At 57.7% G+C, this 24,294-nt stretch carries 21 protein-coding genes; 10 read left to right on the top strand and 11 right to left on the bottom strand.

Going from position 1 to position 24,294, the window contains the following annotated elements:
- Positions 1–10: 10 nt before the first annotated feature.
- The 7 genes from pxpA to HF650_RS07245 form a co-directional block, all read right to left on the bottom strand.
- Positions 11–751 (bottom strand): 5-oxoprolinase subunit PxpA, encoded by a 741-nt coding sequence (gene pxpA, locus HF650_RS07275; protein WP_187801796.1) that lies wholly within the window; start codon positions 749–751, stop codon positions 11–13.
- On the bottom strand, positions 741–1,673 hold the full coding sequence (gene pxpC / locus HF650_RS07270; RefSeq protein ID WP_187801795.1) for a 5-oxoprolinase subunit PxpC: 933 nt from the start codon (positions 1,671–1,673) through the stop codon (positions 741–743). The genes pxpA and pxpC overlap by 11 nt, the downstream gene beginning before the upstream one ends.
- Complete coding sequence (gene pxpB, locus HF650_RS07265; RefSeq protein ID WP_187801794.1) at positions 1,667–2,323, bottom strand: 5-oxoprolinase subunit PxpB; 657 nt, start codon at positions 2,321–2,323, stop codon at positions 1,667–1,669. The genes pxpC and pxpB overlap by 7 nt, the downstream gene beginning before the upstream one ends.
- An 11-nt stretch (positions 2,324–2,334) precedes the next feature.
- On the bottom strand, positions 2,335–3,078 hold the full coding sequence (locus HF650_RS07260; RefSeq protein WP_187801793.1) for a type 2 GTP cyclohydrolase I: 744 nt from the start codon (positions 3,076–3,078) through the stop codon (positions 2,335–2,337).
- 8 nt (positions 3,079–3,086) lie between these two features.
- Positions 3,087–4,499 carry a deoxyribodipyrimidine photo-lyase gene (gene phrB, locus HF650_RS07255; protein WP_187801792.1) on the bottom strand — a complete coding sequence of 471 codons (1,413 nt, stop codon included), beginning with the start codon at positions 4,497–4,499 and terminating at the stop codon, positions 3,087–3,089.
- Positions 4,500–4,506: 7 nt separating this feature from the next.
- The gene (locus tag HF650_RS07250; protein WP_034811748.1) at positions 4,507–5,460 is read right to left on the bottom strand and encodes a 2-thiouracil desulfurase family protein; all 954 of its coding nucleotides are present in this window, start codon (positions 5,458–5,460) and stop codon (positions 4,507–4,509) included.
- 102 nt (positions 5,461–5,562) lie between these two features.
- On the bottom strand, positions 5,563–5,769 hold the full coding sequence (locus tag HF650_RS07245) for a YbfA family protein (RefSeq protein WP_054803727.1): 207 nt from the start codon (positions 5,767–5,769) through the stop codon (positions 5,563–5,565).
- 875 nt (positions 5,770–6,644) lie between these two features.
- Between HF650_RS07245 and kdpF the strand changes: the two genes are divergently transcribed.
- Genes kdpF through kdpE form a run of 6 tightly spaced genes read left to right on the top strand, consistent with a single transcriptional unit; the run spans position 6,645 to position 14,432 of the window.
- Entirely contained in the window at positions 6,645–6,734 is a 90-nt protein-coding gene (gene kdpF / locus HF650_RS07240) for a K(+)-transporting ATPase subunit F (RefSeq protein ID WP_042713160.1), read from the top strand.
- Positions 6,734–8,410, top strand: a complete 1,677-nt coding sequence (gene kdpA, locus HF650_RS07235; protein WP_187801791.1) for a potassium-transporting ATPase subunit KdpA — start codon at positions 6,734–6,736, stop codon at positions 8,408–8,410. Before kdpF ends, kdpA begins: the two co-directional genes overlap by 1 nt.
- 20 nt (positions 8,411–8,430) lie before the next feature.
- Positions 8,431–10,479 carry a potassium-transporting ATPase subunit KdpB gene (kdpB, locus tag HF650_RS07230; RefSeq protein WP_187801790.1) on the top strand — a complete coding sequence of 683 codons (2,049 nt, stop codon included), beginning with the start codon at positions 8,431–8,433 and terminating at the stop codon, positions 10,477–10,479.
- Positions 10,480–10,491: 12 nt separating this feature from the next.
- Positions 10,492–11,067 carry a potassium-transporting ATPase subunit KdpC gene (kdpC, locus tag HF650_RS07225; RefSeq protein ID WP_187801789.1) on the top strand — a complete coding sequence of 192 codons (576 nt, stop codon included), beginning with the start codon at positions 10,492–10,494 and terminating at the stop codon, positions 11,065–11,067.
- A 3-nt stretch (positions 11,068–11,070) separates the two neighbouring features.
- The gene (kdpD, locus tag HF650_RS07220; protein WP_187801788.1) at positions 11,071–13,758 is read left to right on the top strand and encodes a two-component system sensor histidine kinase KdpD; all 2,688 of its coding nucleotides are present in this window, start codon (positions 11,071–11,073) and stop codon (positions 13,756–13,758) included.
- Complete coding sequence (kdpE, locus tag HF650_RS07215) at positions 13,755–14,432, top strand: two-component system response regulator KdpE (protein ID WP_187801787.1); 678 nt, start codon at positions 13,755–13,757, stop codon at positions 14,430–14,432. The genes kdpD and kdpE overlap by 4 nt, the downstream gene beginning before the upstream one ends.
- A 345-nt stretch (positions 14,433–14,777) precedes the next feature.
- On the opposite strand, the gene pgm is transcribed toward kdpE, so the two are convergent.
- The gene (pgm, locus tag HF650_RS07210) at positions 14,778–16,418 is read right to left on the bottom strand and encodes a phosphoglucomutase (alpha-D-glucose-1,6-bisphosphate-dependent) (protein ID WP_023479953.1); all 1,641 of its coding nucleotides are present in this window, start codon (positions 16,416–16,418) and stop codon (positions 14,778–14,780) included.
- A gap of 24 nt (positions 16,419–16,442) precedes the next feature.
- The gene (seqA, locus tag HF650_RS07205; RefSeq protein WP_187801786.1) at positions 16,443–16,997 is read right to left on the bottom strand and encodes a replication initiation negative regulator SeqA; all 555 of its coding nucleotides are present in this window, start codon (positions 16,995–16,997) and stop codon (positions 16,443–16,445) included.
- Positions 16,998–17,179: 182 nt separating this feature from the next.
- On the opposite strand from seqA, the gene ybfF reads away from it, so the two are divergent.
- The 4 genes from ybfF (at position 17,180) to fur (ending at position 19,793) form a co-directional block, all read left to right on the top strand.
- Positions 17,180–17,944, top strand: coding sequence for an esterase (ybfF, locus tag HF650_RS07200; protein ID WP_187801785.1), 765 nt, complete (start codon positions 17,180–17,182; stop codon positions 17,942–17,944).
- A gap of 137 nt (positions 17,945–18,081) precedes the next feature.
- Positions 18,082–18,363: a LexA regulated protein gene (gene ybfE, locus HF650_RS07195; RefSeq protein WP_187801784.1), complete on the top strand. Its 282-nt coding sequence runs from the start codon at positions 18,082–18,084 to the stop codon at positions 18,361–18,363.
- A gap of 163 nt (positions 18,364–18,526) precedes the next feature.
- Positions 18,527–19,057, top strand: a complete 531-nt coding sequence (fldA, locus tag HF650_RS07190) for a flavodoxin FldA (protein WP_187801783.1) — start codon at positions 18,527–18,529, stop codon at positions 19,055–19,057.
- A 289-nt stretch (positions 19,058–19,346) separates the two neighbouring features.
- Positions 19,347–19,793: a ferric iron uptake transcriptional regulator gene (fur, locus tag HF650_RS07185; RefSeq protein ID WP_187801782.1), complete on the top strand. Its 447-nt coding sequence runs from the start codon at positions 19,347–19,349 to the stop codon at positions 19,791–19,793.
- Positions 19,794–19,892: 99 nt separating this feature from the next.
- Here the strand turns inward: fur and HF650_RS07180 are convergent, their stop codons facing one another.
- Entirely contained in the window at positions 19,893–22,550 is a 2,658-nt protein-coding gene (locus HF650_RS07180) for a beta-N-acetylhexosaminidase (protein WP_187801781.1), read from the bottom strand.
- Between the two features lie 42 nt (positions 22,551–22,592).
- The gene (locus HF650_RS07175) at positions 22,593–23,990 is read right to left on the bottom strand and encodes an OprD family outer membrane porin (protein ID WP_187801780.1); all 1,398 of its coding nucleotides are present in this window, start codon (positions 23,988–23,990) and stop codon (positions 22,593–22,595) included.
- Positions 23,991–24,294: the final 304 nt, after the last annotated feature.

The following is a 24,294-nucleotide window of genomic DNA, read 5'->3' as shown; positions in this document are numbered from 1 at the left end:
AAACTCCTGATCAGCGTGATGAAACGGTAATGCCTTTGGCAATAAACGCGGCACGTAAATAACGGGCAAAGGCGAGCGCATGGGCGCCATCCCCATGCAGACAGACCGTCTGCGCGTTAACGGGTGCATAGTCACCCTCAACGCTTTTGACGCGCCCACGCTGCACCATCTCCAGCGTCTGTGCCAGCGCCAGTTGCTCATCCTCAATCAGTGCGCCCGGCTCACCGCGTGGCACAAGCTGGCCGTTGCGCTGATAACCGCGATCGGCGAACACCTCTTCACGCGTCGCCAACCCCAGCCGTGCGCCTGCGCGGATCAGCTCGCTGCCCGCCAGTCCGACCAGTATCAGACCGGGATCGAGATCCCGTACCGCGCGGGCGATAGCCTCCGCAAGCGCTGTATCTTGCGCTGCCTGGTTGTAGAGCATGCCGTGGGGTTTCACGTGCGAAAGGGCCGCGCCGCGGGATTTCGCCAGCGCCGCCAGCGCGCCGCACTGATAGAGCACTTCGCTGTAGACCACGTCCGGCGGGGTAGACATTCTTTTGCGGCCAAAATTTTCGCGATCGAGAAACGACGGGTGCGCGCCGATAGCGACATCGTTCGCCAATGCCAGCTCAATGCAGGTGAGCATGGTGGCGGCATCGCCGGCATGAAAGCCGCAGGCGATATTCACCGAACTCACTACCTGCATCAGTTCGCGGTCGTTTTCGGCAAAGCCTTCGCCGATATCGGCGTTGAGATCAATCCGCATCGCGCAACCGCCACGCCAGCTGATCAAGAAACAGGCGCTGTTCGCGCCGCGCCTGCAGCGCTTCGTCGAGGGAGCACTGCACAAAGTGAACGGGCTGACCAAGGCGAATTTGCGCCAGACGGTAGAGATCGGCTTCGATAATACAGGCAATGCGCGGGTAACCGCCGGTGGTTTGGCAATCATTCATCAACACAATCGGCTGGCCATTTGCGGGCACCTGGATAACGCCGGGCAGCAGCCCGTGGGAGAGCAGATCCCGCTCCGTCGTGCGTACCAGCGGCTGCCCCTGCAGACGGTAGCCCATGCGGTTGCTCTGCGGGTTGATATGCCACGGTAGACGCCAGAACGCCTCCTGCGAGGCGGCGTCAAATTCGTGATACTCCGGCCCCGGCAGGGCGCGGATCCGGTTCGTCCACAATAACTGTTTTACGCCCTGCTGCGCGCCGAAGTCCCGCGCAGGTGTGCCGAGCGGCAGCATATCGCCATCGCGCAGCAAACGCCCCTCCAGCCCGCCGATGGCGGTTTGCAGATCGGTACTGCCCGATCCCATCACCTCCGGTAGATCGAAACCGCCCGCGACGGCGAGATAGCTGCGCACGCCAAAGCGCGGGCGATTCAGCACCAGCCGCTGCCCGGCCTTCGCCGCAAATCGCCAGCCGGTCCAGACATCAGTGCCATCAAGTGTCGCATCGCAGCCTGCGCCGGTGAGAGCAAACCAGCAGTCGCGGGCGAACTCCACTTCACACTGGCCGAGCGTAATCTCAAGTGCGGCAGCATCCGGTGCGTTGCCGACCAGCGCATTGGCAATCTCCAGCGCCGGGCCATCGAGCGCGCCGCAGTAGCTGACACCGGACTGACGCAGGCCGATGCGCTTACCGCCCTGCAATGAGGTATACATCCCCGCGCGAAGAATTTTTAACATACGCCCTCCTTGCGCGGGATAAAGCGCAGCGTATCGCCCGGCCGCAGCAGCGACGGCTCCGCTAAGCGCGAGTTAAACAGCGCCAGATCGGTGCGCCCAATCAGGTTCCAGCCACCGGGGCTCTCCAGCGGGTAAATTCCCGTTTGCGAGCCCCCAATGCCGACCGATCCGGCAGGCACGCTAATGCGCGGCTCCGCCCGACGTGGCGTCGTGAGCGCCTCCGGCATGCCGCCGAGATAGGGGAAACCGGGCTGAAAACCGATAAACCACACCCGGTATTCGATAGAGGCGTGCAGCTCAACGACCTGCTTTTCGCTCATGCCGCAGTGGTCGGCAACCCGTCCCAGATCGGGCCCCGCCTCGCCGCCATAGAGCACCGGGATCTCAATGGCCCGTGACTCTGGCTCCAGCGCCTCGCTCTCTTCCCACCAGCGTTGCAGATGCTCAATCGCATCCAGCGCCAGGGTGGTCGGATCGCGCAGCACAACGGTGACGTTATTCATCCCCGGGATCGCTTCTACCACCTCCGGGAACGTCGCCAGCCGCTGCGTCAGCCGCCAGATACGCTTTTGCGTCGCCAGCTGCACCGGCGGCTCCAGCTCCAGCACGACGGCGGTTTCGCCTAACAGATAACAACGCGCTCGCTGCACTTGCCTGCTCCTTACGCCGGGTTAGGGATATCGATAAAGGTCACATCCAGATCGGTATTGGCGGTCAGCCACTCGCCGAGGGCGCGAATGCCACCGCGCTCGGTGGCGTGGTGCCCGGCAGCGAAGAAGTGCAGCCCCTGCTCGCGCGCGGAGTGAATAGTCTGCTCAGATACTTCGCCGGTGATAAAGGCATCGACACCGAAGGCCGCGGCTTTATCAATAAAGCCCTGACCGCCGCCGGTGCACCACGCCACGCGCTTGATGGTGGCAGGCCCGGTATCACCACACCACAGCGGTTTACGCCCAAGACGTGCTTCAATCCACGATGCCAGCTCGAGGCCGGGAACCGGCATCGACAGCTCGCCCCACGGCACCAGCGGTTCAATCTCCCCCTGCACCGTGATGCCGAGCAGTGCAGCAAGCTGCACGTTATTCCCCAGCTCCGGGTGAGCGTCGAGCGGCAGATGCCAGCCGTAGAGGTTGATATCGTTCGCCAACAGGGTTTTCAGGCGGTTGCGCTTCATGCCACGAATAACCGGCGCTTCGTTTTTCCAGAAGTAACCGTGATGCACGATCACCGCATCAGCTTCAAGGCGCACGGCTTCATCCAGCAGCGCCTGGCTTGCGGTAACGCCGGTGACGATCTTGCGTACCTCGTCTCGCCCCTCAACCTGCAGGCCGTTCGGGCCATAATCGCTGAACGCCGTACTGTTGAGTTTTTCGTTAATCAATTTTTCCAGTTCGCTATTTTTCATGCTCACTCTTACCCTTTTCGCGCGGCTTCATAGGCCGCCAGCGTGGCGCTTCGCGCCTGTTTATGATCGACAATTGGGCGCGGATAATCGAGCTTAACGCCCTGCTTATCTGCCCAGACCCAGGGTTGATGAATCGCCTTTGGCGGTACGGTTTTTAGCTCCGGCAGCCAGCGGCGGATAAACTCGCCCTCTGCATCGAAGCGCTCCCCCTGGGTGGTCGGGTTGAAGATACGGAAGTAGGGCGCGGCATCGGTGCCGGTTGAGGCCGCCCACTGCCAGCCGCCGTTGTTCGCCGCGTAATCGCCATCCACCAGTTGCGCCATAAAATAGCGCTCTCCCACCCGCCAGTCGACAAGCAGGTCTTTGATCAGGAAGCTGGCGGTAATCATACGCAGACGATTATGCATCCAACCGGTCTCATTCATCTGGCGCATCGCCGCATCGACAATCGGATAACCGGTCATCCCCTTTTTCCACGCTTCCAGATGCTGCGGGTTATCCTGCCACTGCACCTTCTCCGTCCATGCAATAAATGGGCGATGCTTGCACAACGCCGGATGGTAGGTGATGAGATGGCGATAAAATTCACGCCAGATTAACTCGCTCAGCCATACCGCGCCCGGCCCACCCTCCAGCACATCTGGCTGTTCAGCGAGCAAGCGGTGCAGACACTGGCGCGGAGAGAGCGCGCCGATGGCGAGGCTGGCGGAGAGACGGCTAGTACCCTCAATAGAGGGGAAATCACGCTGCTGCTCATACTCTGCCACCTGGTGCTGGCAGAAGTGGCGCAGGCGGGCAATGGCCTGCTTCTCATCAGGCGGGAAAAGCTTTTCGTCAAAGGGCTGTTGCAGGTAGTTGAGCGACAGCGGTTCCACCTTCAGCGCCCCGCCCTCGCGCGGCTGCGGCGCAGCGACGCACTCGGGCAGATCCTCTTTCAGACGGCGCAAAAAGGCATTTTTAAAGGGGGTGAAGACTTTAAACATCTCGCGATTGCCGGTCATCACGCTGCCCGGTGCCAGCATCACGCTGTCATCAAACCCCTGGCAGGCGACGTCGGGGATCGCTTTCTCCACCGCCGCATCGCGCTGGCGCTCATTGAGCTCGTACTGATAGTTATAAAAAAGGTGGCTCACCTGCTCCTGCTGGCAGACCTCAGCGATTGCCTGCACGCTGGCGGCAAAGTCATCCACTTCGCGGTAGATAAGCTCAATGCCGCGCTCGGCGAGTGACTGCTGAAGTGCATTAAGATGGGCCTCAATCAGTGCAGCCTGGCGCGGCGCCATCAGGTGCTGCTGCCACTGCTTCGGCGTGGCGATAAAGAGGGCTTTTACTGTTGCCTTCGCGCTACGGCAGGCCGCCGCCAGCGCGAGGTTATCATGCACGCGCAAATCCGTGCGAAACCAGACCAGATGGGTGGTCATAATGCTCCTAATGTCCGTAACGTAAGCGCAGCGCTTCCGGCCAGGGATCAAAATAGCGCTGTCCGGAGAGATAAGCGTCCGGGAACTCAGCCATATAGTGTTTCAGTAAGGTAACAGGTGCCAGCAGCGGCTGAATGCCCTGCCGGTAGCTGTCGATAAGCTTCGACAGCTCCTCGCGCTGGCGGGCATTGAGCTGCTTGCGGAAGTAGCCCTGCACATGCATCAGCACGTTGGTGTGATTGCGGCGAGTAGCCTGGTGTGAGAGCAGATCCATCAAACGCTGGCGATACTCCACAAACCACTCGTCGAGAGAGGCCCACTCATGGATGGCGGCGACGAAACGCCCGAGTTCGCGGTACTTCGGCTGGGAGTGTGCCAGCAGCAGTAGCTTGTAGCGGCTGTGGTAGGCGATCAGCTCCCCGCGCGTCAGGCCGCGCTCGCGCACGCTGTTAAGTTCATGCAGGGCGTAGATACGTTCAACAAAGTTCTCGCGGATATGGGGATCGTGCAGGCGACCATCCTCTTCCACCGGCAGCCACGGATGGGTCTCCATTAGAATGTCGGTAAAGATGCCACGCCCGGCTTTGCGGTTGTTTTTGCCATCCGCATCGTAGACGCGCACCCGTTCCATGCCGCATGAGGGGGATTTGGCGCAGACGATGTAGCCGCACAAATGGTCGAGACGGCTGACGCGCTCACGGGAGAAGTGCGCCATCTGCTCGGTTAAATCACCTTCCCGTTTGTCGCTAAAGCGCAGCGAAACACCGCTCTCCTCTTTCACCAACCGCAGCGCCGGACGTGGTACCGGCAGGCCAATGGCCATCTCCGGGCAGACCGGCTCAAAACGCATCCACGGTGATAGCTCTTCAACTGCGAAGGCAAGCCGCTTATGGCCGCCGTCAAAACGGACTTGTTCCCCTAACAAACAGGCACTGATGCCGACAGGGATTTTCTCACTCATAGCGACTCCTTGATTAGACATAATCATTGTAGTCAAAGGCCGCAGGTAAAAAAAAGCCACCGCAAGTGCGGTGGCGCGATCGGGTTGCTGTGTGTAGCCCGATTAATAAAAGTCGCAGGTTGCTTTTTCGGCTTGATCCATCCATACCGGTTTTTCGCTGGTTTTCGCCCAGACGCGGTGCAGATAGCTGTAGAACCGTGCGCGATCCTTCCAGAACAACATTACCGGCAGTGCCAGCAGACCCGCCGCAACGGCGAAAGCACGACGCATCAGCACAATGTGCGCTGGAAACATTTTATATGTATTCATAAAACTCTCCCCTTTGTCAGGCCGGTATCGTTCACCGGAAAAAAGTTACCGCAGCGGTAAGTGAATAACGAAAAAACGCTGCGAGACTGAAATCTGCTCAAAATAATACCGGTTTGTTTGTAATTTTACTACTCATCCGACCACTATTTTTACCTGATTCGCGTTTATTTATACGCAATCCGTAAATAAGTTACAAAACGGTTAAATTAATAATAACCATTGGTTAAAGCATGGTTTTAAATGTTGCATTTTCGAAACGGAGAAGCTGGAACCGCGTAGGCCGGATAAGCGGTACGCGCCATCCGGCATTATTATCGCGGCACCGATTGCCGGATGGCGGCTTCGCCTTATCCGGCCTACGCGGTTCCAGCAGCGACTGTTTTTCATTGGGCGTCCATCTTACAGCGGTGGTGTTGACCCCGCTGAAATCGGCGAACCGGAGCGTGAATGACAAGGTCTGGACGCCATGGATGGCGGACAGAGGCGAACCGAGACAGGGACTCGTTCCAGAATGGAACGAGTAAGTCGAGTCGAGCCGGCCGCAGTCAGGCACGCGGGAGGTGAGCGCAGTGCGCAGCACCGATTTCCTCGCGGGGCCGCGGGGATTGATAAGGGGAGCGCGGCCGCTCCCCTTATCCCGTTCACCGCACCGGTGAGAAAAATATTCCTCCGCACGCCTGGTGAACGGAACCATTCCACCGTGGTAAACCCATTGCCGGATGGCGCTGCGCTTATCAGGCCTACAACGGCAAAAACTGCTTATTTGTTCATCATTTTTATACTTTTTTTACACCCTGACCGCCGATTTTTGCGAAATCTTTGCGCCTGAAAAATTAGCCTCTCTGTACATCCTTAAATCACCCCGGAGGTGAACTGTGAGTGCAGGCGTGCTAATCGGCATCGTGCTGGTTTTCCTGTTATTGGGCTACCTGATTTACGCCCTGATAAACGCGGAGGCATTTTAATGGCCGCTCAAGCGTTTCTTCTGGTTGCCGGCTTTCTGCTGGTACTGTTCCTGCTGGCGCGCCCGCTTGGCTCGCTACTGGCGAAGCTGATTGCCGGGCAGCCCTTGCCGGGCGTGTGTGCTATGGAAAACCTGCTCTGGCGCGGGTTAGGCATCGACACCCGTGAAATGAACTGGCGGCACTATCTGCTGGCGATCCTGGGGCTTAACCTGTTGGGCCTCGCCCTGCTGTTTGCCCTGCTACTGCTGCAAGGCATTCTGCCGCTGAACCCGCAGAACCTGCCTGGCCTCTCCTGGCACCTGGCGCTTAACACCGCCGTCAGCTTTGTCACCAATACCAACTGGCAATCCTACGCTGGTGAAAGCACACTGAGTTACTTCAGCCAGATGGTCGGCCTGACGGTGCAGAACTTCCTCTCTGCTGCCACCGGCATCGCGGTGGTGTTTGCACTGATCCGCGCCTTCGCCCGCCGTAGCATGGAGACGCTGGGCAACGCGTGGGTCGATCTGACGCGCATTACGCTCTGGGTGCTGCTGCCGCTGGCGCTGCTGATCGCCCTCTTTTTTATCCAGCAAGGGACGCTGCAAAACCTGCTCCCCTACCAGCCCTACACCTCCCTTGAAGGGGTTCAACACCTGATGCCGATGGGTCCGGTCGCCTCGCAGGAAGCGATTAAGATGCTTGGCACCAACGGCGGCGGCTTCTTTAACGCCAACTCATCCCATCCGTTTGAAAACCCTACCGCACTGACCAACTTTGTGCAGATGCTGGCGATCTTCCTGATCCCTGCTGCGCTCTGTTTCGCCTTTGGTGAAGCGGTAAGCGATCGCCGTCAGGGGCAGATGTTGCTATGGGCGATGTCGATAATCTTTGTCGTCTGCGTGGCGATTGTGATGCGGGCCGAGTGGCTAGGTAACCCGCACTTCCTGGCGCTCGGCGGCGACAGCACCATCAACATGGAAGGTAAAGAGAGCCGCTTCGGCATCCTCGCCAGCAGCCTCTACGCCGTAGTCACCACCGCCGCCTCCTGCGGTGCGGTCAACGCCATGCACGACTCCTTTACCGCACTGGGCGGCATGATCCCGATGTGGTTAATGCAGATTGGTGAAGTGGTGTTTGGCGGCGTCGGCTCAGGCCTCTACGGCATGCTGCTGTTTGTCCTGCTGGCGGTGTTTATCGCCGGGTTGATGATTGGCCGCACGCCGGAGTTCCTTGGTAAAAAAATTGATGTCCGCGAAATGAAAATGACCGCGCTGGCAATCCTTGTCACCCCGGCGCTGGTGCTGATCGGCACGGCGCTGGCGATCATGACCGACGCCGGGCGCAGCGGCATGTTCAACCCCGGCATTCATGGCTTCAGTGAAGTGTTGTACGCCGTCTCCTCCGCCGCCAACAACAACGGCAGCGCCTTTGGTGGCCTAAGCGCCAACACGCCTTTCTGGAACTGTCTGCTCGCCTTCTGCATGTTTGTCGGCCGCTTCGGCGTGATTGTGCCGGTGCTGGCGATCGCTGGCTCGCTGGTGAGCAAAAAAATTCAGCCCACCAGCTCCGGCACCCTGCCGACCCACGGCCCGCTCTTTATCGGCCTTCTGATCGGCACCGTGCTGCTGGTTGGCGCATTGACCTTTATTCCTGCCCTGGCCCTTGGCCCGGTGGCGGAATACCTTCAGTTTTGAGTCTGGCGGAGACCACTATTATGAGTCGCAAACAACTGGCCCTGTTTGACGCGAACCTTGTTCGCCAGGCGCTGATGGGTTCGTTCACTAAATTAAGCCCGCAGGTGCAGTGGCGAAACCCGGTGATGTTTATCGTCTGGATCGGCAGCTTGCTGACTACCCTGCTGGCGATCGCCATGGCAACCGGCCATCTGGTCGGTAACGCGTGGTTTACCGGCGCGATCAGCCTCTGGCTATGGGTGACGGTGCTATTTGCCAACTTCGCCGAAGCGCTGGCGGAGGGGCGCAGTAAAGCGCAGGCCAACAGCCTGAAAGGGGTGAAAAAGACGGTCTTTGCCCGCAAACTGCGCGCACCACAGCACGATGCACCGATGGATCATGTTCCGGCAGATGAGCTACGCAAAGGCGACGTGGTGCTGGTTGAAGCGGGGGATATTATTCCCTGCGACGGCGAGGTGATCGAAGGCGGCGCGTCGGTGGATGAGAGCGCCATTACCGGTGAATCCGCGCCGGTGATCCGCGAGTCCGGCGGCGACTTTGCCTCTGTGACCGGCGGCACGCGCATTCTTTCTGACTGGCTGGTGATCCAGTGCAGCGTTAACCCAGGCGAAACCTTTCTCGATCGCATGATCGCCATGGTTGAAGGTGCCCAGCGCCGCAAAACGCCTAACGAGATCGCGCTGACCATTCTGCTGGTGGCGCTGACCATTGTCTTCCTGCTGGCGACCGCCACGCTGTGGCCCTTCTCGGTCTATGGCGGCACGGCGGTCAGCGTCACGGTGCTGGTTGCGCTGCTGGTCTGCCTGATCCCAACCACTATCGGCGGCCTGCTGTCGGCAATAGGCGTGGCCGGGATGAGCCGCATGCTCGGCGCGAACGTGATCGCCACCAGCGGCCGCGCCGTCGAGGCGGCGGGTGATGTCGATGTGCTGCTGCTGGATAAAACCGGCACCATCACCCTCGGCAACCGCCAGGCATCAGACTTTTTGCCCGCGCGCGGCGTCGATGAGAAGACGCTGGCCGATGCTGCCCAGCTCTCTTCATTAGCCGATGAGACCCCGGAAGGGCGCAGCATTGTGATCCTCGCCAAGCAGCGCTTTAACCTGCGCGAGCGCGATATGCAGAGCCTGCAAGCGACCTTCGTCCCTTTTACCGCGCAAACCCGCATGAGCGGGATTAATGTGCAGGATCGCATGATCCGTAAAGGCTCGGTGGATGCGATTCGCCGCCATATCGAGGCCAATGGCGGCACCTTCCCGGCGGACGTTGAGACCATCGTGGAAAATGTCGCCCGCCAGGGCGCGACGCCGCTGGTAGTGGCGGAAGGGGCCAGCGTGCTGGGCGTTATTGCGCTGAAAGATATCGTTAAAGGCGGCATAAAAGAGCGTTTCGCCCAGTTGCGTAAGATGGGCATCAAAACGGTGATGATCACCGGCGATAACCGCTTAACCGCCGCGGCGATTGCCGCCGAAGCGGGCGTGGATGACTTCCTCGCTGAAGCGACGCCGGAAGCGAAGCTGGCGCTTATCCGTCAATACCAGGCTGAAGGTCGGCTGGTGGCGATGACTGGCGACGGCACTAACGATGCGCCAGCGCTGGCGCAGGCGGATGTTGCGGTAGCAATGAACTCCGGTACCCAGGCGGCAAAAGAGGCGGGGAACATGGTCGATCTCGACTCGAACCCGACTAAGCTGATTGAAGTGGTGCATATCGGCAAACAGATGCTGATGACGCGCGGCTCGCTCACCACCTTTAGTATTGCCAATGATGTGGCGAAATATTTCGCCATTATCCCTGCGGCGTTTGCCGCCACCTATCCGCAGCTCAACGCCCTGAACGTGATGCAGCTGCACTCCCCCTCTTCGGCAATTTTAAGTGCGGTGATCTTTAACGCGCTGGTGATTGTGTTCCTCATCCCGCTAGCGCTTAAAGGCGTGAGCTACAAGCCGCTGACCGCCTCGGCGATGCTGCGCCGCAACCTGTGGATTTACGGTCTGGGCGGTCTGCTGGTGCCGTTTATCGGTATCAAAGCAATCGATCTGCTGCTCACGCTGTTCGGTCTGGTTTAAGGAGTGAAAAAGATGGCTTTATTACGTCCCGCCTTTCTGCTTTTAATACTGCTGACGTTTATCACCGGCGGGCTCTACCCGCTGCTGACCACCGCCCTGGGGCAGTGGTGGTTTCACGACCAGGCGAACGGCTCGCTGATCCAGCAAGGCGACACGGTGCGCGGCTCCCGTCTGCTGGGCCAGGATTTCACCGCGCCGGGCTATTTTCACGGCCGCCCTTCCGCAACCGCCGATGCGCCCTATAATCCGCTGGCTTCGGGCGGCAGCAATCTGGCGGGCAGCAACCCGGAGCTGGATAAGCAAGTTGCTGAACGCGTGGCGCAGCTGCGTGCGGCAAACCCGCACTCACCCAAAGCGATTCCGGTGGAGCTGTTAACCACCTCCGCCAGCGGACTGGATGGTCAGCTTTCGCCGCAGGCGGCCAGCTGGCAGATCCCACGCGTGGCGCAAGCGCGCGGCTTGTCGGTGCAGACGGTCAATGAGTTGGTTAATAGATACACCGAAACACCGCTGGTTAATTTCCTCGGTCAGCCGGTGGTGAATGTGGTTGAACTTAATCTGGCGCTGGATGCGCTGAAGGATAAATAACGCATGAGTGATGAGCCGTTGCGTCCCGACCCGGACCGCCTGCTGGAGCATGCTGCTACGGCACACCGGGGCAAACTGAAGATCTTTTTCGGGGCCTGTGCCGGGGTGGGTAAAACCTATGCCATGCTGCAGGAGGCGCAGCGGCTGCGGGCACAGGGGCTGGATGTGCTGCCAGGCGTGGTCGAGACGCACGGGCGCAAAGAGACCGCCGCGCTGATGGCGGGTTTACCGCTGCAACCCGTGCGACGTATCGCCCATCGCGGGCGCGTGGTGCATGAGTTTGATCTGGACGCCGCCCTTGCGCGGCGTCCAGCGCTGATTCTGATGGATGAGCTGGCGCACAGTAACGCGCCCGGTTCACGGCATCCGAAACGCTGGCAGGATGTGGAGGAGCTGCTGGAAGCCGGCATCGACGTCTTTACCACCGTCAATGTGCAGCATCTGGAGAGCCTGAATGATGTGGTCAGCGGCGTGACCGGCATTCAGGTACGCGAAACGGTGCCCGATCCCTTTTTTGATAGTGCTGATGAGATTGTGCTGGTCGATTTGCCGCCGGACGATCTGCGTCAGCGGCTGCATGAGGGCAAAGTCTATATTGGCGGCCAGGCGGAGCGCGCCATTGAGCACTTCTTTCGCAAAGGCAATCTGATTGCGCTGCGCGAGCTGGCGCTGCGGCGTACCGCTGACCGGGTCGATGATCAGATGCGCGCCTGGCGCGATCGCCTCGGCGAAGAGAAGGTGTGGCATACGCGCGATGCCATTCTGCTCTGCGTCGGTCACGGCGCGGGTAATGAGAAGCTGATCCGCACCGCTGCGAGGCTGGCGGCAAAACTCGGCAGCGCCTGGCATGCGGTCTATGTTGAAACCCCTACCCTGCACAAATTACCGGAGTCACAGCGCCGGGCGATCTTAAGCGCCCTGCGGCTGGCCCAAGAGCTGGGTGCCGAGACCGCGACGCTCGCCGACCCGGCGGAAGATCGCGCGATACTGCGCTACGCCCGCGAACATAACCTCGGCAAAATCCTGATTGGCCGCCGCGACAACCGCCACTGGTGGCACCGCGAATCCTTCGCCGACCGCCTGGCGCGCCGTGCGCCGGATCTCGATCTGGTAATTATCGCTCTGCAGGAGAGCAGCCAGCCGCTGCCGGTGCGCAGCGGCGACTCCCGCCCCTTCTTTGACCGCTGGCGCGTGCAGCTCACCGGCTGCGCAGTCGCACTGGCGCTTTGCGCGGCGATCACCTTTATCGCCTTGCAGTGGCTGACGGCGTTTGAGCCAACCAACCTGGTAATGATCTACCTGCTTGGCGTGGTGCTGGTGGCACTCTTCTATGGCCGCTGGCCATCGGCTTTCGCCACGGTGATTAACGTCATCAGCTTCGATCTCTTTTTTATCTCGCCGCGCGGCACGCTGGCGGTGTCGGATGTGCAGTATCTGCTCACCTTCGGCGTGATGATGACCGTCGGGCTGGTGATTGGCAACCTCACCGCAGGCGTGCGTTACCAGGCGAGAGTGGCGCGTTACCGCGAGCGGCGCACGCGCCATCTCTATGAGATGTCGAAAGCGCTTGCGGCGGGACGCAATAATCAGGATATCGCCGCCACCAGCGAAACCTTTATTCACTCCACCTTTGAGGCACGCAGCAAACTGCTGCTGCCGAATAGCGAGGGCAAACTGGCGGCAGTCACTGAAAACCAGGGCATGACACCGTGGGATGATGCCATCGCCCGCTGGAGCTTTGATAAGGGCCAGCCTGCGGGTGCGGGCACCGATACGCTACCCGGCGTGCCCTATCAAATCTTGCCGCTGAAAAATGACGATACGGTCTATGGCTTGCTGATTGTCGAGCCAGCGAATCTGCGCCAACTGATGATCCCCGAGCAGCAGCGTTTGCTGGAGACCTTCACCCTGCTGGTAGCGAATGCGCTGGAGCGCCAGGCGCTGGCAACGCGTGAAGAGCAGGCAAGGCTTGCCAGCGAGCGCGAGAGCCTGCGCAACTCCCTGCTGGCCGCCCTCTCCCACGATCTGCGCACCCCGCTGACGGTACTGTTTGGTCAGGCGGAGATCCTGACGCTCGATCTTGCCAGCGAAGGGTCGAAACATGCCCCACAGGCCAATGAGATCCGCCAGCATGTGCTTAACACCACCCGGCTGGTGAATAATCTGCTCGATATGGCGCGTATCCAGTCTGGCGGCTTTAATTTAAAACGTGAGTGGCTGACGCTGGAAGAGGTCGTCGGCAGCGCGCTGCGCACCCTTGAGCCAGTGATGGGCGGGCGGCACATTGCGCTGTCGCTGCCCGACCCGCTGATGCTGGTGCATGTTGATGGCCCGCTGTTCGAGCGGGTGTTGATCAATCTGCTGGAGAACGCGGTGAAATATGCCGGCTCCGGTGCGCAGATTGGTATTGCATCGCACAGCACACCGAGCGACTGGACGCTGGAGGTGTGGGATAACGGGCCAGGGATCCCGCCGGGCCAGGAGCACGCCATTTTTGAAAAATTTGCGCGCGGCACCAAGGAGTCAGCCATTCCCGGCGTTGGCCTGGGGCTGGCGATTTGCCAGGCGATTGTCGAGGTGCATGGCGGCACTATCGACGCGCAAAACCGTCCGCAGGGAGGCGCGCGCTTTTATGTTACACTCGCGCGGGAAACGCCCCCGCAACTGGATGAATTACCCGAGGATCTGTGATTAACGTTCTGATTGTCGAAGATGAACAGGCCATCCGCCGCTTTCTGCGCACCGCGCTGGAAGCAGAGGGGTTGCGCGTACACGAAGCGGAGACGCTGCAGCGCGGGTTAATTGAAGCGGCAACGCGTAAGCCGGATCTGACCATCCTCGACCTCGGTTTGCCGGACGGCGACGGTCTCGATTTTATCCGCGATGTGCGCCAGTGGAGCCAGATGCCGATTATCGTTCTGTCGGCGCGTATCGAAGAGAGCGACAAGATCGCCGCGCTGGATGCCGGGGCGGATGATTATCTCAGTAAACCTTTCGGCATTGGTGAGTTGCAGGCGCGGCTGCGGGTTGCGCTGCGCCGCCATGCCGCCAGCACGCCGGGAGAACCGGTGATGACCTTTGGCGATATCCGCGTTGATCTCGCCAGCCGCCGCATTCAGCGCGGCGCTGAGGAGATCCACCTGACGCCGATTGAGTTTCGCCTGCTGGCGGTGCTGCTCAATAACCACGGCAAAGTGCTGACCCAGCGCCAGTTGTTAAGCCAGGTGTGGGGGCCGAATGCCGTTGAGCATAGCCACTATCTGCGGATTTATATGGGGCATTTGCGCCAGAAGCTGGAGAGCGATCCGGCGCGCCCGCGGCATCTGTTGACCGAGACCGGGATTGGGTACCGGTTTATGTTGTAAGGCAGGCGAGAGAGTAGCCGTTGGATTGCCGGATGGCGCTGCGCTTATCCGGCCTACGGGTTACGTGTCCTGTGCGGTTTGATTGCCGGATGGCGCTACGCTTATCCGGCCTACGGGTTACGTATCCTGTGCGGTTTGATTGCCGGATGGCGCTACGCTTATCCGGCCTACGGGTACGTGTCCTACGCGGTTTGATTGCCGGATGGCGCTACGCTTATCCGACCTACGGGTTTAGTGTTTAGTGTTTAGTGTTTAGTGTTTGATGCAGTTGTAGGTCGGATAAGGCGTCAGCCGCCATCCGACACAAAAAAGGCTCCCGAGGGAGCCTTTTTACTGTGCCGCGATTTACGCGTTTTTCAGCACTTCGCTGACAATTTCCACCGCTTCTTTCTCAATCAGCTTACGGTGTTCGTCGCCGAGGAAGCTTTCGCAATAAATTTTGTAAGCGTCTTCGGTACCGGACGGACGCGCGGCAAACCAGCCGTTGTCGGTCATCACTTTCAGGCCGCCAATCGACGCGCCGTTACCCGGTGCCGCAGTCAGGCGAGCGGTGATCGCATCCCCTGCCAGCGTGCTGGCGCTCACCATCTCAGGCGAGAGCTTAGAGAGCGCCGCTTTCTGTGCAGAAGAGGCCGCAGCCTGCAGACGGTTGTAGCTCGGCGCGCCAAAGCGGGCAGCCAGTTCGTCATAGTGCTGCTGCGGGTTTTTACCGGTTACCGCCGTGATCTCCGCCGCCAGCAGGCACATGATGATGCCGTCTTTATCCGTGGACCACGGCGTGCCGTCGAAGCGCAGGAAGGACGCGCCCGCGCTCTCTTCACCGCCGAAGCCGAAGCTGCCGTCGTGCAGGCCATCCACAAACCACTTAAAGCCGACCGGCACTTCCACCAGCTTACGGCCAAGGTCGTTAACCACGCGGTCGATCATCGCCGAGGAGACCAGCGTCTTACCAACTGCGACATCTTTGCCCCACTGCGGACGATGCTGGAACAGATAGTTGATCGCGACCGCCAGGTAGTGGTTCGGGTTCATCAGGCCAGCCGGCGTGACGATGCCGTGGCGGTCGTAATCCGGGTCGTTGGCAAACGCCAGGTCAAACTTATCGCGCAGCGCCAGCAGACCAGCCATTGCACACTCGGAGGAGCAGTCCATGCGGATCGCGCCATCTTTATCGAGATGCATAAAGCGGAAAGTCTGGTCGACTTCATCATTAACGATGGTGAGATCGAGCTTGTAGTGCTCGGCGATACGTTTCCAGTACTCAATACCAGAGCCGCCCAGCGGATCGACGCCCAGTTTCAGGCCCGCTTTCTGGATCGCCGCCATATCGACGATCTCCGCCAGCCCTTCAATAAATGGCTGAACCAGATCTTTTTCAGTGACGTGACCGGAAGCCATCGCCGCATCCAGAGAGATGCGTTTTACGCCTTTCAGACCGTCAGCCAGCAGCGCGTTAGCGCGATCTTCCACCACTTTGGTGACGTTGGTGTCTGCCGGGCCGCCGTTTGGCGGGTTGTATTTGATGCCGCCATCTTCCGGCGGGTTGTGGGACGGCGTAATCACGATGCCATCCGCCTGCGCGCCGCCATTTTTGTTGTGCACAAGGATGGCGTTGGAGATAGCAGGCGTCGGCGTAAAGCCGTTATTTTCCTGCACGATGATATCGACGCCGTTGGCAGCCAACACTTCCAGCACGGAGATAAACGCCGGCTCAGAGAGAGCATGGGTGTCTTTACCAACATAGCACGGCCCGGTGATGCCGTTTTTCGCACGCTCTTCGGCGATCGCTTGGGCGATAGCGAGAATATGTGGTTCGTTAAAGCTGTGGCGCCATGCGCTACCACGGTGACCTGAGGTACCAAATTTCACCGCATGGTCAGCATTGCCAACTTCCGGTTTCAACACGTAGTACTGCGCAGTCAGCTGCGCGACGTTAATCAAATCGCCCTGTTGCGCAGGCTGGCCCGCGCGCGGATGGTTTGCCATTGCTTCGTCCTTTTAATGCAAGGATTAAATTGTGCCGCAAACTTTCTCAATCAGCTCCGCCGGGAACTGCATTGATTGCATGATGTGCTCGATCATGCTGCATTTACGGCCCGTATTCGTGTTAGTGATGACCCAGTAAGGGGTGTTCGGCACTTGCTTCGGCTTGGTCTGGTTGCCGTTCTGCAGCAGGGTGCGCTCATCAGCGGCAAAGTATACGCGTGTGCGACCGTGCAGAGATTCAGTGGATTCCGTAAACCCTTTCTCATCGAGTGAATAGAGTGTAGACAGGATTAGCAGAAAGCGATTAACCGCTTTTTTCTGCTCGGCGTATTCGTCGGAGAGCAGAAGCTCGCGAACAGCGCGGACCTTATCCCGTGTGGTGTTGGCCGGTTTGACCTCTTCGACAACGCTTGCGGCGCGTGTCTCTTTCACCGGCGCGGCGGGCGCTGCAGAGGGAGACGATGATGCGGCGGAGAACTTCAGCATACGCCGTAAAATCTCGGATGCGCTCTCGCCAATGTGCTTAGTATGGCTGGCAATGTAACTGTAGAGCTCATCATCAACTTCAATCGTTTTCATCTTAATCCAGTGCTATATAAAATCTGAATACAAGTATTGGGATTATAAAGTGAAATCCCAACAGCGGATAGGTACACCCCAGGATGGCGGCAAAACTCAGAGTAATGCTTAGCCTTGCAGCCGGGCGGCAGAATGTTCACCATAATAACCTAACCCGTTGGAGTGAAAAAAAGAACTTTGCCATGAAATTGAACACGCGCGCGCAAACTGCACAACATCCGCACAACAATTCTCCGATTGTGCTGGTTCACGGCCTTTTCGGCAGCCTCGATAACCTTGGCGTGCTCGCCCGTGACCTCGTGCAGGATCACGATGTGCTGCAGGTGGATATGCGCAACCACGGCGCATCGCCCCGCTCGCCCGAGATGACCTATCCGGCGATGGCGCAGGATCTGCTTGATACGCTGGATGCCCATCAAATTGAAAAAGCGACCTTTATCGGCCACTCCATGGGCGGCAAAGCGGTGATGGCGCTCACGGCACTGGCGCCGGAACGCATCGATCGCCTGGTGGCGATTGATATGGCGCCTGTGGATTATAAGGTGCGCCGTCACGATGAGATCTTTGCCGCCATCAATGCGGTGAGCGAAGCGAACGTTTCGTCGCGCCAGCAGGCGGCGGCGCTGATGCGCGAGCAGCTTGATGAAGAAGGCGTGGTTCAGTTTTTATTGAAATCCTTCGTTGACGGCGAGTGGCGCTTTAACGTGCCGGTGCTGTGGGATCAATACGCCAATATCGTTGGCTGGGAGACCATTCCGGCGTGGGATAAACCCGCCCTCTTCGTCTGCGGCGGCAACTCCTCTTACGTAACCGATACTTACCGCGATGCGCTGCTGGCGCAATTTCCAAAGGCGCGAGCGTATGTCATTGCCGGTGCCGGGCATTGGGTGCATGCAGAAAAACCTGACGCGGTGCTGCGGGCTATCCGCCGCTATCTGGCCGAATAGCCTAACTGTTTAAAAAGGCGGCGACCGGTCGTTTCAACGCGCCCGGTCGTTGGCGTGCTGGTGCAGGTGTTGTATGATGGCGCGCTATTCAGCCCGGGCAGCGGCCCGATTGCGTGTTTTCCCGTAGTATTCATATCATGGCTAAAGAACAAACGGACCGTACGACACTAGATCTCTTCGCGAATGAGCGTCGCCCGGGACGGCCGAAGACCAACCCGCTCTCGCGCGATGAACAGTTGCGCATTAATAAACGCAACCAGCTCAAACGCGATAAGGTTCGTGGGCTTAAGCGCGTCGAACTGAAACTGAATGCGGATGCGGTGGAAGCGCTGAACGAACTGGCCGATGTGCGCGAGATCAGCCGCAGCGAACTTATTGAAGAGATGCTGCTGACGCAGCTTAAAGCTCTGCGCGGATAGCGAATCTTCTGAATCCTGATTAAATACCCCTTTTCATGTGGCATACAGTGCAGTCCGCGGCAATAGCAGTTTCCGCGTTCTTCTCTGTTCTGCTATGATTGCCCTTATCTGTGGGCTTAGCGCTCCCCCTATACTCATTAAGATTCAAGAGGTTATTTTACTCATGGCAATTACAGGCATTTTCTTCGGCAGCGACACCGGTAACACCGAAAACATCGCCAAAATGATCCAGAGCCAGCTTGGTAAAGACGTCGCCGATGTTCATGACATTGCCAAGAGCAGTAAGGAAGATATCGAAGGGTATGACATCCTGTTGCTCGGCATTCCGACCTGGTATTACGGTGAAGCGCAGTGCGACTGGGATGACTTTTTCCCGACGCTGGAAGAGATTGATTTTAATGGTAAGTTAGTGGCGCTGTTCGGCTGCGGCGACCAGGAGGATTACGCTGAGTACTTCTGTGATGCGCTGGGCACCATTCGCGACATTATTGAACCGCGCGGCGCAACAATCGTGGGTCACTGGCCAACTGCCGGCTACCATTTCGAAGCCTCAAAAGGTCTGGCCGATGACGATCATTTTGTTGGTCTGGCAATTGATGAAGACCGCCAGCCGGAACTGACCGCCGAGCGCGTGCAAAACTGGGTGAAGCAGGTTTCTGAAGAGCTGCATCTGGATGAAATCCTGAATGCCTGATTTTTATGGCGCAATCTGCCGGTTGCGCCGTATCAATAGGTAAAAGCAATCGAAATAATTGCTACATTTTTTTAACTTTCCTACTCATCCCTGTACAATAAGCCCTGCTTAACGCGGTACGCCTGGACGGGAGTTGTCGGCGATACCACGTTTTAAAAGCTTACTTTACTTGAGGGCTTGCAGTTTTCATTTATACATGGCAGTTCTATAATGATACGCATTCGCCCGGGTGCATTCCTTATAACTTCCGCGAAGGAAGTGAATCGTATAGCAACAGGACAGATTCCGCATGACTGACAACAATACCGCATTAAAGAAGGCCGGCCTGAAAGTCACGCTTCCACGTTTAAAGATTCTGGAAGTGCTTCAGGAGCCGGATAACCATCATGTCAGTGCGGAAGATCTTTATAAGCGTCTGATCGACATGGGTGAAGAGATTGGTCTGGCAACGGTATACCGTGTGCTGAACCAGTTTGATGACGCCGGGATCGTCACCCGTCACAATTTCGAAGGCGGCAAGTCTGTTTTCGAACTGACGCAGCAGCATCACCACGATCACCTTATCTGCCTCGACTGCGGTAAAGTTATCGAATTCAGTGATGATTCCATCGAATTACGCCAGCGCGAAATTGCCGCTCAACACGGTATTCGCCTGACGAACCACAGCCTCTATCTTTACGGTCACTGCGCTGAAGGCGACTGCCGTGAAGATGAACATGCGCACGACGCTAAATAAGCTCTTCTAACGTTAAAAGCCAACCGCCAGGTTGGCTTTTTTTATGCCTGCAGGATGAGCGGCGCATCAAATGGCTGCACCGCTCGGGCAGAAAAGCAATCAGCCTTTCAGCATATCGACACGGCTGACGCGCTTGCCATCCGGGCTTGCGGTACGCACCTGAATTTCTCCTTTAAGCTGTGGACGGGAAGCTGTTTCGTAGCGCTGCCATGTTTTGCCGCGATCGAGGGAGTACTCTACCACCAGCCCCGGGAAGCGGGTGTTCACCTCCAGCACACCGTCAACAATTCGCGCCCCTGGTACCGGCAGACGATACTGGATGCCAGCTTTATCCAGCTTCGCCAGCTCGCGATGTCCCAGCAGATTGGCAAAACGCTGCCAGTCAGCCATAAGCGCCTTCTGATCGACCCACTGCGTCTCGCCGCCTTTATATTCGCGGCTGGCCTGATAATCCTGCTCCCAGCTTGCGCGATGCCATGCCCGCTCCGCAACGGCAACCAGACGGGGATAGATCATATACTCCATCTGCTCATCCGTGCGCACCACTTCGCTCCACAGCTCGGCGGAAAGCCCGTAGGCACCCGGCCACGGCTTGTCTGATTTGGCGCTGAAAGTGTTGCCATCACGATCGACCGACGTTTCTGCATTCTGCGGCATGTTGTCCGGCGCAAAGCTGAAGATCTTGCGCTCGTCGCTAAAACGCGTTCCCCAGTAGTAGCCGCTTTCCGCCGGGTGAACTTCGCTCGGGAAGTCGAGATAGAGATAGTCCGGATTGGAAACTACCACGCGGAAACCCTTATTCGCCCAGTCGTTAACGGAGTCGAAACCGCCCCAGTAAAGCGCATCCCAGAAGTTAACATTGACGTTTTTGGTGGCAAACCCCGAGGCGTCTTTGGCATCTTTCAGCCCATCCTGCCAGGCCTGCATCACATCAATGCCGTGCGCCTTAACCAGCTTGCTCACCTCTGCGCCAAAGTAGCTGGAGAGGTGTTCAACATCGCTCACTTTCCCGGCTTTGATCATCGCCTGGCAGGCCCCGGACTTGGCCCACGGCTTATCCTGCTTGCTCTGATCGATAATGCCTTTACCCGGCTGCGGATCTTTTACATCCGTATAGCCTGCGCCAAGATAGATATTTTTCGCCTCATCGCCACCAAAGTGCCATGTGTGCAACGGCAGACCTGCTTCCCGGTGCATCTGCTGAATTTCGCCCATCACCTTATCGACAAAGTTGCGCGAGGAGTCCAGGCACGGATTGAGGTAGCCGGTGCGGTCATAGAACTGTACGCCAGCGGTAACAGAGGTATCAGTCGGATCCAGCAGGCGGTAGCGGCTCGCCTCACGCTCCTCTTTGCCCTCTTTTATCAGGCGATGGTAACGCGCCTCCATTGAGATGACCGCTGCGCGCGCATGCGCCGGCATGTCGATCTCCGGGATCACCTCAATATGACGAGCTTTGGCGTATTTAAGGATCTCGATATAGTCAGCGCGGGTAAAGAAACCACTGCCGTTATTATCACGATTAGGCCCGGATCCCAGCTGCGGCAGCAGGCACTGCTTCTCGCTCAAATCGTGGCAGCGCTGGCTGCCAATATCGGTCAGCTCCGGCAGCCCCGGGATTTCAATGCGCCACCCTTCATCGTCCGTCAGATGGAAGTGGAATTTATTCAGTTTGTAAGCCGCCATCTGATCCAGCAGGCGCAGCACCGCCGCTTTGCTGTGGAAGTTGCGTCCAACATCCAGATGAATACCGCGGTAGTCGAAGCGCGGTGCATCTTTTGCTGTCAGCGCAGGGAGCGTTATCGGCCCCTGGGCGGGAAGAAGAGAAAGCAGAGATTGCAGGCCATAGAACACGCCGCTCTGATCAAAACCGATCACCACCGCCTCTTTGTCGCTGATACGCAGCTGATAGGCACCGTTGATCGCCTCCTCACCCTTGAACGCTTTGCGGATAATTTCTGTACGTAGCGGATAACGCCCCTCTTCCACGCCGAGCATGCCGAAGCGCGCCTTGATAGCGTTTTGCGCATCGGGCAGTAGCGCGGAGAGGTCGAGTTTCACCCCCTGGCTGAGATCGATATCCCGAGTGTAAACTTTTACCTCGCGCGGCGTCGGCACAATCTGCCCACGTAGCGAGGCGAGATTCATGGCTTTGATATCGCTGTTTTGCGCAAAGCGCGCTTCGGCGGTCATCAGGATATTGTTATCGTCCGGTGTCCGCTTCCATTGCTCGCCGAGCGGCGTCACGAACTGAGCGAGATCTTCCGTATTGGTATTGGCGATGGTTTTCGGCGATGCTTCCGCTCCGGTGACATACCAGCGTGGCAGCACATCGGTAATAAAGAGTTGCCAGTACTCATTTACAATCGGGATCTCGATGGACTGCTTCGCCGGAAAACCGGTAAATTGCTCGGTAGGCTCGAGCTTATGCAGGTCGCCCATGATATGGGTTACTTTGAACTGCGGATTGGCGACTTGCAGAATGGGGCGAATGCTGTGGAAGTAGATCGTCCATGCATTATCGGTTACCGCATCACCTTTGTTAGTCAGCGTGATCACTGCTGTGTTGCAGGAAGCCCAGTCTGCGCCGAGCTTCGCACAATCAACGCCATGCTGTGCGGCAAAGTTATCTTTTACGGCGTAATTCAGATTGAACTGGCTGATGGCATCAACCGTGCTCTGGCTTGCCAGTGCCGCGCCGCTGCCGAGCAGCGCGGTAATTACGCCCGCCAGCAGGCTTAAACGTGCTGTATGCATTCTCTGTTCCTTAAGGGTTGCCACTGCCCGGCAACAAATTAATTAGAAAAGGGTAAACGGTGCGATGACCATAAATTTCACGTCGCGCTCATCCTGGAAAATGTTGCCGTAACCACCGGCATAGCTCGGAATAGTGGAGTGGTTGTCATACTGGGTAACGTGCAGCTTAAACATCGTCCCTTTCGCGCGCCCCTCTTGCAGGGTATAGATGGCGTCCAGGCTGTAAGCGGACTCTTTCAGGCGATAATCGGCGTTGTACCACGCATCCGGCATGACCATTTCAGCCGGTTTTGCTCCCCAGGCGTAGGCGTAAGAAGCGCCGATTTGCCAGCCGGGCAAATTGCAGCTCTTGAGATCGTACATCGCGCCGAGGAAGAGCGCTTTTTCGCCATTGGCGTTGAAGTCGGAGCGGTTATCCCACCAGATATCAAGACGACCATTGGAGGAGGCGTAGGTTGGCGTCATGCGCTGCAAAAAATAGCCCTGCCGGCCTTCCGCTTTTACCCACGTTCCTTCAAGGCGCAGCGCAAGTGGCCCGACCGCGTAACCGAAGGTGAGCGCCTGCAGCCAGGCGGTACCGTCGTAGAGATCGTTGATGCTGCGATCGCTGACTTTATCGCGGGCGCCATAAAATTGATAACTGGTGCTGAGTGACTGATTTGCCACATCAAACCGGTAGCTGGCTTTAGCAAAATACTGATCGACATAGCCCTGCGCCTGGCCAAACGCAGCCTCCAGCACGAGGTTATTTTTGAAATCGTACTTTGCGCCGAGCGAATGGAGATAATCGACCCGGCGTTGTCTGTCGTTTTGCCAGAACTTATCCATCTCGATATGCCAGGGCGCTTTATATCCGTTGGCCCACATATAGGAGAGGCTTAACGCGCCGGCATCGCCATAATCGTTATTAATGCCCGCTTCCGCGCCCTGATAGGTGCCCGGCATAAAACTCCAGTGCGGTGCTAATAGCGTCTGCCCGGAGGGCTGAATATAACCTGCCCGTGCCCAGAGCGATCCATATTTAAATTTTGCCGCGGCTTTATAGAGGCTGACACCGCTCTTATCGCCGGACCAGCGCTCTTTATAGGCTTTATTGCTGGCAGAGAATGCGATTTCATTTGGATGGGCGCTATCACCGTTTTCCGCCATTTCAATTGCCGTGAAAGCGGCAATATCCAGGCCAAACATATCTGCCGCATACCCTGATTGAAAATCCAGATTTGCATTCCACGTGGCGTGAGAGAGGTTAGTTTTATATTTATTATCGGGAATATCTTTACGGTCGCGCTCACGCTGCCAGTAGTAGATCCCGCCGGTGAGTGTTGAGTCCTCAATAAAACCGCTCTCCTGCGCCTGCGCGGGAAGCGCCAGGCCTGACATGGCGGTGACTGCAGCAATAGCTAGCGAAAGCGCACTCCGTTTACCTGCAAACGCACGCATACATTGATTCCTTTTAAATGTAAAAATCGCCGCGCTACGGCGATAAAAAAATTAACAATGGGGGCCGCTACGAATATTCCCTTAGTGAACAACAGCACAAAGCCTATTTTTCAGCTTGGGAATTATCAATGTGTTTTTAAGCAAAAAAGGTGGATTTTGATGGAGTGCACAGATTTAAATGCGAATTAAACACCGTTTCATAAAGCACGAAAATAAATAAAGAAAGCGTATTCAAAAGATATTTAATTCTTAATCAAGACAATGATTCTCTCACTATTCTCAACAAGAATTTTACCAACCATTA

The organism is Kosakonia sp. SMBL-WEM22 (genome assembly GCF_014490785.1).
GTDB lineage: Bacteria > Pseudomonadota > Gammaproteobacteria > Enterobacterales > Enterobacteriaceae > Kosakonia.
The sequence above is the reverse complement of the archived record's forward strand: the minus strand, read 5'-3'. Positions and strand labels throughout refer to the sequence as shown.